General features: G+C 52.0%; 10 protein-coding genes. 4 read left to right on the top strand and 6 right to left on the bottom strand.

Annotated features, from left to right (window positions below; genetic code table 11):
• The first annotated feature begins 23 nt into the window (after positions 1-23).
• The gene (locus tag ACO08I_RS29185) at positions 24-1,886 is read left to right on the top strand and encodes a T9SS type A sorting domain-containing protein (RefSeq protein WP_044225025.1); all 1,863 of its coding nucleotides are present in this window, start codon (positions 24-26) and stop codon (positions 1,884-1,886) included.
• A 321-nt stretch (positions 1,887-2,207) separates the two neighbouring features.
• On the opposite strand, the gene icd is transcribed toward ACO08I_RS29185, so the two are convergent.
• Positions 2,208-3,473 carry an NADP-dependent isocitrate dehydrogenase gene (icd, locus tag ACO08I_RS29180; RefSeq protein ID WP_044225024.1) on the bottom strand — a complete coding sequence of 422 codons (1,266 nt, stop codon included), beginning with the start codon at positions 3,471-3,473 and terminating at the stop codon, positions 2,208-2,210.
• 216 nt (positions 3,474-3,689) lie between these two features.
• Between icd and ACO08I_RS29175 the strand changes: the two genes are divergently transcribed.
• A complete protein-coding gene (locus tag ACO08I_RS29175) occupies positions 3,690-4,217 on the top strand; it encodes a flavin reductase family protein (protein ID WP_044225022.1) in 528 nt (175 codons plus the stop codon).
• A 100-nt stretch (positions 4,218-4,317) separates the two neighbouring features.
• Here ACO08I_RS29175 and ACO08I_RS29170 read toward each other — a convergent pair whose 3' ends face one another.
• From ACO08I_RS29170 to ACO08I_RS29160, 3 genes are all read right to left on the bottom strand, one after another.
• Entirely contained in the window at positions 4,318-4,572 is a 255-nt protein-coding gene (locus ACO08I_RS29170; protein WP_044225020.1) for a DNA-binding protein, read from the bottom strand.
• Between the two features lie 144 nt (positions 4,573-4,716).
• Positions 4,717-7,839, bottom strand: a complete 3,123-nt coding sequence (locus ACO08I_RS29165; protein ID WP_421947960.1) for a WD40/YVTN/BNR-like repeat-containing protein — start codon at positions 7,837-7,839, stop codon at positions 4,717-4,719.
• Between the two features lie 29 nt (positions 7,840-7,868).
• Entirely contained in the window at positions 7,869-9,017 is a 1,149-nt protein-coding gene (locus ACO08I_RS29160; RefSeq protein ID WP_282775442.1) for an alkaline phosphatase, read from the bottom strand.
• 192 nt (positions 9,018-9,209) lie between these two features.
• Here ACO08I_RS29160 and ACO08I_RS29155 point away from each other — a divergent pair, with 192 nt between their 5' ends.
• A complete protein-coding gene (locus ACO08I_RS29155; protein ID WP_282775443.1) occupies positions 9,210-10,292 on the top strand; it encodes a hypothetical protein in 1,083 nt (360 codons plus the stop codon).
• Here ACO08I_RS29155 and ACO08I_RS29150 read toward each other — a convergent pair.
• Positions 10,282-11,088, bottom strand: a complete 807-nt coding sequence (locus ACO08I_RS29150; RefSeq protein WP_421947959.1) for an MOSC domain-containing protein — start codon at positions 11,086-11,088, stop codon at positions 10,282-10,284. The genes ACO08I_RS29155 and ACO08I_RS29150 overlap by 11 nt on opposite strands.
• A 234-nt stretch (positions 11,089-11,322) precedes the next feature.
• On the opposite strand from ACO08I_RS29150, the gene ACO08I_RS29145 reads away from it, so the two are divergent.
• Entirely contained in the window at positions 11,323-13,563 is a 2,241-nt protein-coding gene (locus ACO08I_RS29145) for an OmpA family protein (RefSeq protein ID WP_282775445.1), read from the top strand.
• 65 nt (positions 13,564-13,628) lie between these two features.
• On the opposite strand, the gene ACO08I_RS29140 is transcribed toward ACO08I_RS29145, so the two are convergent.
• Positions 13,629-16,391: a phosphoenolpyruvate carboxylase gene (locus ACO08I_RS29140; RefSeq protein ID WP_421947958.1), complete on the bottom strand. Its 2,763-nt coding sequence runs from the start codon at positions 16,389-16,391 to the stop codon at positions 13,629-13,631.
• Between the last annotated feature and the right edge of the window lie 11 nt (positions 16,392-16,402).

The raw sequence follows: 16,402 nt of genomic DNA, 5'->3' as shown, positions 1-16,402 counted from the left end.
CAATATTAATCGATCAACTATTTATGAAAAAATCACTACTCCCTTTGCTGGCGCTATGCCTACTAGCTATTAGTGGCACAGCACAGACTGACACCCTATTCCAGGAAGATTTTGATGGCGGCATTCCCGATACCTGGACCATCAGCCCGGGCAACCCTGAAGGTGCAATCTGGCAATGGTCTGCTGACGGCACAGCTGAATCGGCAATTGTGGATGGCGAAGTACTCGATGCCTTGTTTTGGGGCGCAGGAGGCACCATTCAGTCCCCTACCGTATCCAATGGTGTAGCCATGTACAATTCTGACGTGTACGATGGAGGTGGCGTTGGCGTAGGTCAGGGGCCATTCCCTGGTACACACTCTGGCAGCCTTACTTCTCCACCTTTCAGCTGTGTGGGCTTTGACACCTTGTACCTGGCGTTCAATCAGTCTGCACGAGCCAATGCTAATGCCGTGTCTACCATCCTGGAGGTATCTGTGGATACCGGCAACACTTGGGTAGACTTTCCTATTAATCCGGAAGTAACCGGCAATGGCAGCAGTGGAGCAACCGACCTTGAACTCGTAAATATCAGCGAAGTAGCGGGAGGGCAGCCTCATGTGCAAATCCGTTTCACCTGGAACGGCCGTTATTACTACTGGCTGATTGATGACATTCAGGTGATCACTCCAATGGACCAGGAGCTGGAAATGGGCGACTTTTTCTACCCACCTGCCAGCTTCTCCACGCCAATTTCTCAAATCGCAACAGACACCTTTGGTTTCGAAGTGGACATTACCAACTTTGGTAAAGAGATTGTTAACAATATGGTTGTGAAAGCCAGTATCCTGGAACGCGTTACAGATACGCAAACAGAACTGGTGTGGGAAGACAGCCTGGTAATTGCAGAATTCCCTCCTTTTTACCGGGATTCTACTATTCAACTGCCAAACCCTTTCGTACCGGAAGACCTAACACTTGGTGAATACGTGGTACGGTACGATGTATATGCTCAGGATACAGAAGACTTTAACCCGCTGAACAACAGCAAGCAGGACAACTTCCGGGTCTCTTCTAACCTTTTCGCTAAAGAGCCTGCACTGGAAAGCGGCACCCGTCCTGGTAATCAGGCCGACTACCAAATGGGTAACCTTTACCAGATGAGCACTATCGCTACTGAGCAGTTTGTGACCAGCGAGGTTTTCTTCGGCGGTACAAAGAATGCTGCTGATGGGCCCATGGGCGGAGAAAACACAACCATCTTCCTCTACAAAGTTGCGGATAACGTAGATGCTAACTTCGACAACTTCGATTCAAGTATCGAAACTGAAGACCTTCTGGAAATCGGCTTTGGCTTCCACACTTTTGCGGATGACGAAGAAGGTGAACTCATCTCAGCTCCACTCACTGACCTCGATGGCAACCCCATTCCTCTTGAGCCAGGCGCACGCTACATCGTGGTGTCTGAATGGGCAGATCAGTCTACGGATGTATTCTCTGGTACCAACGATGACTTCATGTACTTCCAGATCGCAACTGTCGTGCGTACTTCTGAGTGGTTCCTCGGTGGCTTTGGCCCCGAAACAACTTCTGTAGTACGGATGCGTATTGCCCTGGCTACGACTAGTGATGACATCGCACTGCCAGAAGCTTCAATGAATATTTTCCCGAACCCGGTCGCTGTAAACGATCAGCTGAATGTACGCTTCGACCTCGATGGCAACTCACCGGCTATGCTGGTCGTTGCTGACCTCGATGGCCGCGTTATCAACCTCTTTGAGTACGAAGATGGCCTGACTAACGAAACCGTACAAATCCCTACCAGCAAACTGGCGGCAGGTACTTACCTGGTACGCCTGAGCACAGAGCAGGGTACAAAGACCATGAAGTTCAACGTAGTGCGCTAAGCGCATTATTCTGACAGGAATAAAAAAAGCGCTGCTCCGGAGAAACTCCGGGGTAGCGCTTTTTTAGTTTCGGCTAACCTGAGACGACAATACTCCGGGGCTGCCTGTCAGGTCACACCCCTGCAATCATCACCAGCCTCCGTATCAGGAATGTTCGCTCAGCATGAGAAAAAACACAGACATACGTTAGGTTGCGGTTTTACCACAGATAGTCATCGGGGGCGGTCTGAGCGGGCAATAAAAAACGGCGGCACCTTTCTTTCGAAAAGCACCACCGTTATCTGTTTTCAGCTGCCTGCATCAGGCGAGGCCTTATTCAAATTACATATTCTCAATAATCTCTGTACCAAACTCAGAGCACTTCAGCAGGGTCGCCCCTTCCATCAAACGCTCAAAGTCATAAGTTACGCGCTTGCCTGCGATGGCGCCTTCAACGCCTTTCACAACGAGGTCAGCCGCTTCGTTCCAGCCCATGTAGCGCAGCATCATTTCACCGGAAAGGATAACAGAGCTTGGGTTGACTTTGTCCAGGCCAGCGTACTTTGGCGCGGTACCGTGGGTCGCTTCGAAGATCGCACGGCCCGTAGTATAATTGATATTCGCACCTGGCGCAATCCCGATACCACCAACTTGTGCAGCAAGGGCATCAGAAACGTAGTCTCCATTGAGATTAAGTGTTGCAATAACTGAGTATTCCGCCGGGCGGGTCAGGATTTGCTGCAGGAAGGCATCTGCGATGGAATCCTTGATAAGCAGTGCGCCTTTGTCGAGGGCTTCCTTTTGAGCCTTGTTGGCTGCTTCCTTGCCTTGCTCCGCCACGATGCGATCGTACTGCGCCCATGTGAAGACCTTGTCGCCGTACTCCCGCTCTGCCATTTCGTAGCCCCAGTCCTTGAATTTACCTTCGGTAAACTTCATGATGTTTCCTTTGTGAACGAGGGTCACAGAAGGCTGCTTCTGATCCAGTGCGTAGTCAATTGCGGCACGGACCAGGCGTTCTGTACCTTCCACCGAAACCGGCTTGATACCTAATGAAACAGAATCCGGGAATCGAATCTGAGTCACGCCCATCTCTTCCATGAGGAATTTCTTCACTTTCTCTGCTTCAGGAGTACCGTTGAGGTATTCAATACCCGCGTAGATATCCTCTGTATTTTCCCGGAAGATGACCATGTCAATTGCACCGGGGTTCTTTACCGGAGAAGGCACGCCTGTGAACCAACGTACCGGGCGTACACAGGCAAACAGGTCCAGCTTCTGCCGCAAAGCAACGTTCAGGGAGCGGATACCACCACCTACCGGGGTCGTCAGCGGGCCTTTGATAGCCACGAGGTATTCTTTGATGGCCTCAAGCGTTTCCTCAGGCAGCCATTCGCCAGTTTGGTCAAATGCTTTCTGACCAGCCAACACTTCCTTCCAGTGGATTTTGCGTTCCCCTCCGTAGGCTTTCTCAACAGCTGCATCAAGTACGCGCTCAGAAGCCGCCCAGATATCAGGACCAATGCCATCGCCTTCAATGAAAGGCAGGACGGGATCGTTAGGTACGTTTAGTTTTCCATTTTCAATGGTGATTTTAGATCCGCTCATATTCTATTGTTCAGTTTTTAGTATTTGGTGACAGTAATTTTCTGAGGCTTTTTTAGCGGTCCAAAGGTAAAAATTAAATACAAAAAAACAGGTAGTTCTGACGGTCAGAAACAGGCAAAAGCTTGGAATTTCAGGGGCTGACCCAAGGCCGGGCGGTTAAATCGAACACAGATTTGGTTGCTCCCGTTACCAAAGTGTAATTAAAATGAAAAATTTATGGATACCATACGCGCAAAAGAAGATGTGCTGGAAAAAATCACTTATGGCTTTCACGTTGTCACGACCCGGGCAGACCGGCAGGAGTTGTCTACCCGCGACCGCGACTATATTGCGGCGGGGACGATCAGCTGGGCCATGCAGAGCAGCTTCGAGCCTCCAATGGTCACTATTGCTGTAGCCAAAGATTCAGACCTGAACGAAACCATTCCCAAAGCCGGGTCCTTCGCCCTAAACATCCTGGGCAAAGAGGATAAAGCACTTGTGGACGATTTCGCCAAAGATAGTGTCATCCGGAAGGATCAGACCATCAATGGTTATGACTTCCTAAACGGAACAGCAACGGAAGCCCCCATACTCGACCGCGGTATCGGCTACCTGGAATGCGAACTTGCTGATCAGGTAAAAACAGATGGCGACCACGTCCTCTTTATTGGGAAAGTAGTCAATAGCGACCTGCGGCAACCTGAACATCTACCGCTACACGAATGGGAAACCGGTAAGCATTATGGTGGCTTTCCTGCCTGATAAACCGATTAAACCTGACCGGTAAAATCAGAAGCGCCCCTACCCTGCTGCGGATAGAGGCGCTTTTGTTGTTTTGCAATTCTATAATCTCCAGTTCTATCTAACTCAAAACTTCTTCCTCTCCGAGGATACGCCGCGCGGCATCAAGGATGGCAGTGCTTTCCAGATTGACAATCCCGCCATTCGGCCCGGGCTGAATGTGGGCATCAATAATATCCCCATTCTCAAATTTCTTCGCACCAAAGTAATTCCGGACTGTTTGTTCCTGAAGCCCCAATTCATTGGCAATCTTTTTTACGCTTCCGGTTGGGAGACGGTGCTTGATCTCCCTCAGCTCATCATACGTTATATGCATGGCTCTGTCATTTTGTGAAAGAATCGAATTTGCATTAGAAATGTACAAATTCTATCCAAATAAACCAACTTAAAATTTGAGATTCCACGCCTTTTTATTTTGAAAATATATCTTAAAACCAAATAAAAGGGCCTGGCAAATTCTTTAATCGCTTTCCTTTAGCATGATAACGTCCACAGCCCGGGCCTTTACCGCTTTGTTGAACGCTGGAATTGCTTTTTCCCTCAAGGCGTAAAATCGGTCCAGCTGTTCATCGATCTGCCGGGCCAGAGTTTCCTTTACTTGCCGGTCCTGTTCGGTAGGTGGGAAACTCCCCGAACCAACCAGCGCATTGATGTGCGCCAGCTTGTTGGTCAGTTTAATGGGAAAGTTCAGCGGGTCCTGACGGCTCCGGTTTTTGGTTTGGTACAAAGCCGTCTCCACTTCTGTCATTACAGAATCTATAGCTTCTGCCTCCATGAGCAGGCCCTTATATTCCTCCTGCCCTTTCCAACGCTGCATAAACGGCTGCATTTGCTTGCGCACTTCCCGGATATCCGTGATCGCCTGATGTGCCTCAGAGACTTTTTCATTGACCGATTGCATAAAGTCAAAGCGGGCCTGAAGGTCACTGATGGTGGAAGAAATGCGTGGGTCTTTTTTCAATTGCCAGGGCTGCTCCAGGGTGTCCTGAGGCGTCATCAGCCTGACCGTATAGTACCCGGGCACCGCTTCCGGGCCACTAAGCCCTGCCCACCACAGAATCATACCTTCTACTTCTTTGGCTTTGGGGTAACGCAAGTCCCAGTTGAAGGTGTTGGCACCGGCTTCCACCTCCAGTTTATCCTCTTTGTCTTTGGCATCTGTGGAGAAAGTGCGGATATGCTTACCAGACTCCTCATAAAAAGCCAGAGCTACTGTTTGAGAATCGGTCACCACTGTTTCCGGAAGGAAGAAGTGTACCATTACACCTACGGGATGATTGGTGCCGGCTGTTTTCAGGTTTTTGCGCTGCCCGCCATCCATCAGGTAGCTGTCTATGGGTTGGAAAAGGTGAGCCGTTGCCGTATCCATATCCGGCCTGAGTTGGTGCAGGGGCGTCAGGTCATCGATCATCCAAAGGCTGCGGCCCTGTGTGGCAGCAATTAAATTTTGCTCCTTTACAGCGAGGTCCGTGATGGGCACAATAGGCAGGTTGAGCTGAAAGGGTGCCCATGAACCGCCATTATCAAAAGAAAGGTACATGCCGCTTTCGGTCCCGGCGTAAAGTAACCCCTCCCGGTCCGGATCTGCCCGGACGACCCGGGTGAAGTGCTCCTCGGCTATGCCATCTACTATGAGCCGCCAGTTGTTGCCATAATCCGTTACGTGGTACAGGTAAGGCTGATAATCGCCCAGCTTATAACGGGTGCCGGCTATAAAGGCAGCTCCAGGGTTGAAGGGATCGGGGTCGATACTGTTGACCATAAGCCATTCCGGGAAATCCCCTGGGGTGATGTTGTCCCAGTTTTCTCCGCCATCACGGGACAAGTGCACCAGGCCATCATCTGAGCCCGTCCAAATGAGCCCCCGCTCGTAGGGTGATTCGGTGGCAGCAAAAATGGTGCAGTAATACTCCACGCCTGTATTATCTTTAGTGATAGGCCCTCCTGAGGGGCCCAGCTTGGTGGAATCGTTACGGGTCAGGTCCGGGCTGATCACAGCCCAGCTTTGCCCGCCATTGGTACTGACGTGCAGGTGGTTGGATGCCGCGTAGAGTTTCTCCGGGTTGTGGGGCGAGAAAAACAATGGGAAGTTCCACTGGAACCGGTATTTCATGCCTTCTGCACCATAGCCCATCGGGTTATCCGGCCAGACGTTGACCGCCCGGCGCTCTCCGGTGCGATGATTCTTCATGGTCAGGTAGCCGCCGTAGCTGCCTCCAAAAACGATTTCGTTGTCAGTGGGGTCCACCGCAATGTGGGCGCTTTCTCCTCCGGCTGTTGATTCCCAGTCGGACTCCCCTATGCTGCTGCCATCTGTGCGGTGGCGGATACGGATGGTCGAATTGTCCTGCTGTGCAGCATAGATGCGGTAGGGAAAGTCATTATCGGTCGTAATCCGGTAAAACTGTGCGGTAGGTTGATTGTGGTATGTAGTCCAGTTTTCGCCCCCGTCAAAAGTCACCTGCGCACCGCCATCATCGCCAATAATCATACGGTCAGGGTCTTCGGGAGCAATCCATAAATCGTGGTGGTCGCCATGAGGTGCAGCGTAAGCCTTGAAAGTACGTCCGCCATCCTTGGATTTATGGTAGCGGACATTCATCACGTACACTACGTCCTCGTCCTTTGGGTCCGCGTAGATGCGGGTATAATACCAGGCCCGCTGTCGCAGGGAGCGGCTGTCGTTGATGCGCGACCAGGTTTCCCCTCCGTCTTCCGAGCGCAGCACACCGCCATCTTTGGCTTCCACCAGTGCCCATACCCGCTCTGCATTAACTGGTGACACCGCAACCCCAATAATGCCCAGCGGCCCTTCCGGGAACCCTTCCTTTTCGGAAAGGTTCTCCCAAGTCGTGCCACTGTCTGTACTTTTCCAGAGGGCAGAGCCTTCGCCACCGCTCTCCAGGCTGTAGGGCGTACGCCGAATACGCCAGGTAGATGCATAAACTACCCGTGGATTGGCAGGGTCAAGTAGAAGGTCTACCGCGCCGGCATCCGCATTGGCAAAAAGGATACGCTCCCAGGTATCCCCACCGTCAGTGGTGCGGTATACGCCCCGCTCCTCTGAGCTTTTGAACAGGTCGCCCATCACTGCTGCGTAGGCGATATCCGGATTGCGGGGATGAATACGGATGCGCCCTATATGACGGGAATTTTTAAGGCCTTTCTGTTCCCAGGTTTTACCACCGTCCACACTTTTCCAGATACCATAGCCAAAGGAAACGTTGCCACGTACGGTTTTTTCTCCTCCGCCCACGTAGATCACATTAGGGTCATAGGTACTGACTGCTACTGCACCAACGGAGCCGCCAAAGAAACCATCGGAAATATTTTCCCAGGTCTGCCCGCCATCCTTCGTCTTCCAGACGCCACCACCGGTGCTTCCAAAGTAGAACAGATTGGGCTGCCCGGGCACCCCCGTCACGGCGCAGCTCCGCCCGCCCCGGAACGGTCCGATATTACGCCATTCCAGTCCATCGTAAAGTTCAGGGGCGAAATTTGAGGTAGATTGAGCACAAAGCTCAGAAGATAATGCTGGCAGCAAGAGTACTGCCAAAAGAAGAAGTGCCTTTAGATAGTTCATGGTCAATAAATTAGGATGCAGGAGTACAATCATTTGCCCTCGGCTACCGTCTTTTGCGGTAAGCCCAGCGCCTGTCTCATCTTATAATAGATTTCCGTATTTTCATAAATGCCATCAAAAAGCTCAGCACCTGGGCCGTAAGCAAAAACAGGCACCATAGCGGCAGTGTGGCCATTAGTGGTGAAACTGGCGTTGATCGACTCAAAAGAGGACCCTGGATTGAGTGCCATGCCACCAGACTCATGATCTGCCGTAACAATAACAAGCGTTTCCCTGTCCCGCCTTGCGAAATTCAGGGCTTCCTTCACTGCCCGGTCGAAATCTTTGGTTTCTTCAATCACCAGCCCTCCGTCATTGGAGTGGCCACCCCAGTCTATCATGGAGCCCTCTGCCATCAAAAAGAAACCGGTATTACTGCGCCGCCCCAGGAAACTAGCGCCCATGGACACCGCTCTTGGGAGGTAGTCCCGCCCGGCTGCTTTCGTAAGCGGGTGCTTATCAGCTGCAAAATAACAGAAACGGCTCATCGGGCTGGGCACAAGGTCTTTCAGCTCATGCTCCAGATAACTGGTCACATAGTAGCTGTTGCCCTCCATCTCCCGGATGAGATCCCGTTCGTCTTTTTCGCGCCGGTCGAAGTAACGCTTTCCTCCACCAACCAGATAATCGACACCGGAAGCAGCAAGGTCTTCGGCAATTTCTTCATAAAACACCCGGATGGGCTGATGCGCAGCAAAAGCAGCCGGAGTAGCATGCACGATGGTTGCAGTCGCTACCAGTCCGGTAGCATAGCCCTGCCCCTGCAGCTCTTCCAGAATCGTTTCGCAAGCTGCCGAATCTGCCGTCAGCCCAATCGCGCCGTTGTAGGTTTTCACACCGCAGGCAAAAGCCGTTGCGCCGGCAGCAGAATCCGTAATTAAATCGTTTGCTGAATAAGTTTTTTGAAAGCCGATGTGGGTGAACTGTTCCAGGTTGAGGCTGTTATCATTAGCGTATAAAGCAGCGGAGATATGCCCCAGCCCCATACCATCGCCGATTAAAAAAATGATATTCCGGGCAGTGGTATTCGCCGGTGGGGGCAATTGCTGCACCCGGCAGGACTCCAACAGTGCAAAAAGGGCTAACCACAGCCCCAGGTAATAGACAGGCGCAAAATTAATATTTTGTCGTTTTTTCATACTTTGTCAATCCATAGTCCTTTTTCCGACCTTAATCAAATTATACACCAATTGCTCCAATCAAACAATTGATTATTCTGTTAACATAGAATTAATCAGGCAAAAGTGGAATTTTATTTGGAACCACTGTAGCTTTGCCTCGTTAATATAGAAAACAGAACGCCATTTTCTCACTCAACCGAAACACGAACTATGACAAATCGGCTTTTGTCCACTTTAATGGCGATAACAGGGCTCAGCACCCTTGGTTTTGCTCAAGATAAGCAAACTATTTTTGATGCCCTGTATTCATCGGAAATATTAGAGGTCACCATTGAGACAGACCTCTCCTACCTTATAGACAACCGCAAAAAAGACGATTACCAGCATGCTATTTTCTCCTTTGAGAATGCTGAGGGCAGGTTGGAGCAACATGATATGAAGCTCAAGCCCCGCGGTAAATTTCGTCGGAACGTTTGCGATTTCCCGCCCATTAAGCTCAACTTTTCCAAAGACCGGCTGATGGAGCGCGGCTATATTGCAGAGTATGACAAGCTCAAACTCGTCACACATTGTATGGACGACAAGTTTGCCTCCAGAGAGAACGTTGCACGGGAATACCTGGCTTACCGTCTCTACAACATCATCTCTGACAAAAGTTACCGGGTACAGTTGGTCCGTATTGACTATGTCGACAGCAAGGACCGGATCAGCAGGATCAGGCGCTATGGGTTTATTCTTGAAGACACCGATGAAATGGCGCACCGTGCCGGCGGCAAGGAATGCGAAGAGTGCATCAATGTCCCAGCCGATGAGCTTGCCCAAAAGGAAGAGCACATTATGTCTGTGTTTCAGTACATGATTGGCAATGCGGACTACAATACCGGCATGATGCGCAACGTCAAAATGGTCCGCCCCTATACTGGCACCGGCGTAATCCCGGTACCTTATGATTTCGATTTCGCAGGTTTTGTTGACCCGTCTTATGCCATCCCAAATTCAGATTACGGGCTCATTTCCGTGAAGCAACGGGTTTTTCTTGGCAATAAAGTAGACAGCGCACTGCTGTCCTCCACGCTGCAGCACTTCCTGTTCAAACGCATGGAAATGGAGCGGGAAATCAACAACTTCAAGCTGCTTGACCGGCAGAACCGGACCGAAGTGCTTCGGTACCTTGATACATTTTACAAAGAAGCGGAAAACATCCTGAGTGGCTCCCCACTGCGGGAAACGCTTCAAAAACAAGCGCTCCGGGACAATGAAAAAGGCAAAGGCACGAATGAAGTCAGACGCTAATTTGGTCTCCAAGCCGGATTAGTGCAGCGTCCCGCTCTTCACCTAAAGTAGCATGCAGCCCAAAATTCACCCCCTGCGCATCACGACGGTACGTTGCCAGTGTTGCCAGGGGCTCCTGATATACGGCTGCTGTGGTTTGGTCTGTATTGATCACCTTGCACCGGGTGCATTTACGAATACCTCTAAAGGGCACGCCTGAGATGGTGAAGGATGACCATTCGTCTTCCTCATAGGCAGCGCCTCCGGTGAAAACCAGGTTAGGCCGGAAACGGTCCATGGGCACTGGGTCTGCGAGATGGCTGTTCAGGTCCTGCAAGGCCGCTTCACCGGTGATGAGCAAGGGGCAGCTATCGGCAAAAAGAGTGGACTCCCCGGGGCGGCCGTACTTTTCAGCAAGCGGTCGGGCATTCGGCAGCGGCAGGTAAACCAACCGGCAAAAAGTCCCCAGCTGATCACTAAGCCACTCGTTGACTTCTTCGCGGCAAAGCTTCGCTTTAACGCTGTCTTCCCAAACCTGAACCGAAACTTCAATATCCTGCTCCGGCCCGCTTAGTGGAGTAGCCATATAATCATCCCGGTCCCGGCGGTGCGCTAAAACCAACTCCCCCTCCCGTAAAACCGGCTGTATCAAAGCCATCTTTGGGACTTTGCGCTGAGTAATAAACATGCCCTTCATGTCAACCACCATCCACTGACGGTCATAGGCCAGTCCGCGCGGGCCAACAGCAGACTCGCTGAGCTGCACCCCTCCCAGGCTTTTAACCGGGTATATATAAATTCCACTAATTTGTTTCATGCCTTACTTATTCGCCCTTTGTTTTTGCAACCAAATGTAGAAGAATTCGTACAATTGTTTGGATATAATGATTTACAATTCAGAACTACCACTGTAAATGCAGATATCTAACCCGGACAAGATAATCTTTTCCACTGCCTTCAGATAATCGTCTGGCTGGAAAAGGTTTTAGGACACATGGGCATGCTTTATATTTTCGCCTGCCCGGACAACAACCGATTTAACACAATTGCTATGAAATTTTGGCCCCTCGTTGCGGTATTTTTACTATCCCTGCCTTGCCTGTATGGGCAAAGTTCCCGCCTAAGCAAAGCTGATTCCTATTTTTCGGAAGGCAAACTGGAAGCTGCCATCCCTCTGTACCATCAGGTACTGCAACGGCAGGATGTGCCTCAGGCGAAAATCAATCTGGCAGAAGCTTACTATGGCATTGGAGACTACCACACTGCAGCCAACTGGTTCGCATTAGTGATGCCCATGGAAGAATGCCAGCCGGTGCATCAGCTCAAATATGGTTATGCGCTATTGCACAGTGGCAAATGTGACGCTGCCATCCGGTGGTTCAACATCTATCTGGAACAACGCCCCTTTGACCCCCGCAAACCAGACCTGCTCAATGCCTGCGACAAATATCAATCGCTACAGAATAAGTCAAAAGGGCAGGTAGAGATTGTCCATTTGCCTTTCAATACGCCCAGTAATGACTTTTCGCCCGTCCTTTATCGGGAGGGGCTGGTATTCACAAGCGACCGTTACCAAATGGAGGGGCAGCACCTGGCGCATTTATACCAGGTCACCCTCACCACAGCGGACAGCATGGTTTATGGAATGCCCAGACCTTTTGACGTTGAGACACCTCAAAACCTGCACGAGGGCCCGGCCACCTTCAATGCCAGCGGTAACGAAATCTTTTTCACACGCACCCGCCCCGAGAGCCAGGCGCGCAAAAAACTGGAGATCCGGACCGGCCGCCTGCTGCCACAGGGAACCTGGAGTGCGCTCTATCCGCTGACTTTCTGCAGTGATGAATATGCGGTGGCTTTCCCGGCGCTCAGCCCGGAAGGTGACCGGCTGTTTTTCGCTTCGGATATGCCGGGGGGGTACGGCGGTATCGATATTTACGTAAGTGTGCGTATTAATGGAGCCTGGGGCCGCCCGATTAATCTGGGGCCGGTTATTAATACTCCGGGCGATGAACTGTACCCCTATGTCAGCCCCGCTGGGGATTTATACTTTTCTTCCAATGGCCTGCTGGGATTAGGCATGATGGATTTATTTGTGACCCGCGAAAGTAAAGACGGTACCTGGCAGCGCCCGGAAAACCTTGGCGCGCCATTCAACTCGGCAGCCGATGACTTCGGGATTGCCATGATGGATGCCTCTGAAAGTGGCTATTTCACCTCCAACCGACAGGGTGGCGCAGGGGGAGACGACATCTACTTCTTCCGGCGGAGCGGCCGGATTGCTGCGATTGATGTCCTTGATCTTACCAACGGTATGCCTATACCCCATGCCGAATTACTTGACACTCAAAACGGTGACACCCTGCAAACTAATGCGAGTGGCCGTATCGTGCTCCGGGTCCCATCCTGCACCACCCTTACCGGCTGGCAGGAAGGCTTTTTTCCAAAATCGCTTGATATTTGCCCGGATGACGTACCAAACGGTGCAGACACCCTATTCCTGGCCATCGCTTTACAACCAGATATACCGCAAACCCTTAAAGGTGTGGTATTTGACCGGACTTCCGGCCGGCCACTGGAAAGCGTAAAAATCAAACTGGAATCAGAAGGCACCTGTGCTTCTTCCGATCTTGTTTATGCCAATGAGCAGGGACGGTTTACCCTGGAATTGCAAAACGAGTGCTGCTACAACATTACCGCTACGCTCGAAGGCTACGAGCACGTCACACAGCAGTCTGTCTGCGCCACCGGCCCCAACCGGGAGCAGTATATCAATCTGTTTTTGCAGCCCCGGAGCAAAGCCATGCCTGTCTCCTCTCCTGCTGACTCAACAAACTACCCGGAAAGCCCGGATAACAGGGGCAATGAACAAAGCAGAACCGACTTATTCGAAGACTTTGAGCCCAGCCGCCCAAGCAGCAGGGATACCTCTACTGTCATGGCTTACAAACTCAATGTCTACTATGATGTTGGCCGCTCAAGTGTACAGCCCGGCTCAGTCAGTGAATTGCTCAAGCTCCGTGACCTGCTGCTCAAAAACCCCAGCCTGGTTGTCGAAATCTCTTCTCACACCGATTCGAATGGCAATGCTGTAGCAAACGAAGAACTCAGTCAGCGCCGGGCCAATGCCATCGTCCGCTATCTGACGAGCGAAGGCATAGACCAGGCCCGCATGATCCCTGTAGGTTACGGGGAGGCTTTGCTGACCAATGATTGTACAGATGGGGTGGACTGTCCGGAATGGATGCACCAGGAAAACAGACGTACAGAATTCAGAATCATCCGGCAGTAAATAAGACCCCGGAATCCGAAAGCCAGCTAAGCTCATAGCATGCCTTTGGATTCCGGGCTTGGCGGTTAACCTGTGGTGCCAATAGCACCGGCAATAGCATTGATGGTCAGCATCAGTTCCATTTGCGTGTGAGCTGCTTGTTTTGCCCCCCTCGCTTTTTCTGCCCGCCAACGCTCCAGCAGTGCAATTTGATGGCGGTGAAGTGGCTGAAGCACAACGGAGCGCATCTCATTGGAACGGGCACGGCGGGGGTGACGGGATTCGTAATCGCCCCCCAGCAATTGATCCAGTTGCTGCCGGACCAGCGATAGCTCCTGCCGGAACATTTTGAGGAAACGTTCCCGAATCGCCTCGTCTTCCACCAGTGCTGCGTAAGCAGCCATGATGCTTTCATCCACTTCTCCGACGCTGTTGTCTACATTTTGCAGGACATACTTGAGGAAAGGCTCATCCTCGCATTGTGCTTTCAATGCCGTATAAGCCTCCGGTTTTTCCTTTTCCAATGACTGCAGGGCGGTACCCAGCCCATACCAGCTAGTCATATGGTAACGGGACTGCCCCCATGCAAAAACCCAGGGGATGGCCCTTAAATCTGCCAATGTGCTCGCCCCAGTCCGCTTAGCCGGACGGGAGCCGATTTTACTGGATTCGATGGCATCGATAGGAGTTGCCTGCCGGAAAAAAGGGATAAAACCATCAGTATGAAGCAAAGCCGCATAGTGCTCCCGGCTGTCCTGTGCCAGGCGCTCCAGGATGGCCTCCATCGGATGCCCTTCACAAGGTTCCTGCCGGTCCAGTACAGTACGGGCAAAGGTGCCGGCCACTAGTAACTCCAGATTATAGGCGGCGTTGAGTTTGTAGGCATACTTCTGGGCAATGGTCTCTCCCTGTTCGGTAAGGCGTATGCGGCTGTTCAGCGTACCACAGGGTAAAGCATTAAGGAAAGCGGCTGTTGGCCCTGAACCCCGGCTGATAGACCCGCCTTTGCCGTGAAAAAACAGGATATCAACCCCCATGTCCGCGCCAGCGCGGGAGAGCCGTTGCTGTGCCTTGTATAAGTACCACTGACTAGCCATTATGCCCCCGTCTTTATTGCTGTCGCTGTAGCCCACCATAACTTGCTGACGGGGTTTTTCCCAGTGGCGGGTCTTCATGAGGTAGCGCATGGAGCGGGCTGTAAAAGGGTGCTCCAGAAAATTGCGCAGGATTTCCGGTCCCCGCTCTAAATCATCTACGGTCTCCAGCAGAGGCACTACCGGCACTGTACAAACCAGGCCTTCCTCCGTCATTTCAGTCAGCCCGGCTTCCCGGGCAAGCAGATAGACCACCAGCAAATCAGAGACTGAACGGGTCATGCTGACAATAAAGGACCCCAGGCAGTTGATGCCATATTTTTCGGTATGCGACTTTAGGGTGCGATAACATTCCGCCACTGCACGGGCGTTGTCTTCAAGCACCGCATCAGGATGGGTAAATGGCCGGGCGGACTCCAGTTCCCGGCTGAGGAACTCCAGGCGCTTCTGTTCTGACCAGCTGCCAAAATCCGTATCCGGCACCAATGCCGCTTTGAGGAGCTGAGACACTGCCTGATCATGAAAAGCGCTGTTTTGGCGGATATCTAATGCTGCCAGGTGAAAGCCGAGGGTTTCCACCACCCGCTTCACCACCACCACTTCGCGGTAAGCGACTGTGGTGGCACCGTGGGCATCCAAGGCCCGCTGCAGCATCGTCAGGTCTTTCACCAGATCTTCACTGTGGAAATAACAACCCGGGCGCTCGGACAACTGAACGGCGTGGCCCCGTTGTGTGTCCACAGGCAGCTTCACCAGCATAAGGTTGGCCATTTGCCGAAAAGCCTCACCCTTATTGCGGTCCAGGGCTTCCTCACCGGTTTTTTCACCTAACTCTTCCACCATTTCCCGGATACGCTCCTGGGCTTCGGGGATTAGCTCCTCGATCTGACAGGCAAAGCTCAGGTGCCGGACCAGGCGCGCCAGTTTGCGGCGTATGGCTACGAAGGCATTCAGGCGAAGGCGCAGTAAAGTGTGTTGCGTTACGTCCGCAGTGACCAGAGGGTGCCCGTCGCGGTCACCTCCCACCCAGTCCCCAAAGGAGATTTTCGGGTAGGCATGAGCCCTGGCCAAAGTACCGGGAGCAATCCCAAAGGACTCGCCCGCCTTTTCCAGCCTGCGGTCCAGGATTTGAATCAAATCCGGGAAGACTTCCAGCAGGTAGTGCATCACATTCCGGAGTTCTGAGGTGACATCCGGTTTTTCCAGATAAATTTCGCCTGTTTTCCAAAGGCGGTACAAATTTTCCTTGATCTCCAGGTTTAGCTCCTCCCGCTCCCGGGCATTGTACATCTGGTTTTCGCGCTGTACCAGCAAGAGGTAAAGCTCCCGGTGGTGTTCCAGTACAGTAGTCCGCTTAGCTTCCGTAGGGTGAGCGGTCAGCACCGGCTCCACCGAAATTTGCCGCAAAGCTCTGAGGGCTTCCTCCTTTGAAACGCCGGCCTCCTGCAGGCGGCGGAAAGCTTCCACCCAAAGCCCGGGCTCCGGATCTCCGGATTCGTCTTCCGCCCGGCGCCGGTGCTGAACAGCCGTATTGATTTCCGCCATGCTCATCAATTGAAAAACCAGAGAGTACAATTGCAGATGGCGGGTGGTAAGTTCATCCGGCACACCCGCCTGACCGATCCACGGAATCTGCTCTGCGAGCTGGGCTTCCCCGCTCTCTTTGAGCACATCCTGCAAAAGCTGCAATAAGTGCTGCAAGTCCTGATAGGTCTTTTTAAAATGCTGTTGGGCGTTAGCCAGGAGGGTCTCCATATTATCGCTGT

This window comes from Phaeodactylibacter xiamenensis (genome assembly GCF_965229835.1).
GTDB classification, from domain to species: domain Bacteria; phylum Bacteroidota; class Bacteroidia; order Chitinophagales; family Saprospiraceae; genus Phaeodactylibacter; species Phaeodactylibacter xiamenensis.
Note: the sequence above shows the minus strand (reverse complement) of the source record. Positions and strands in the feature narration are given on the sequence as shown.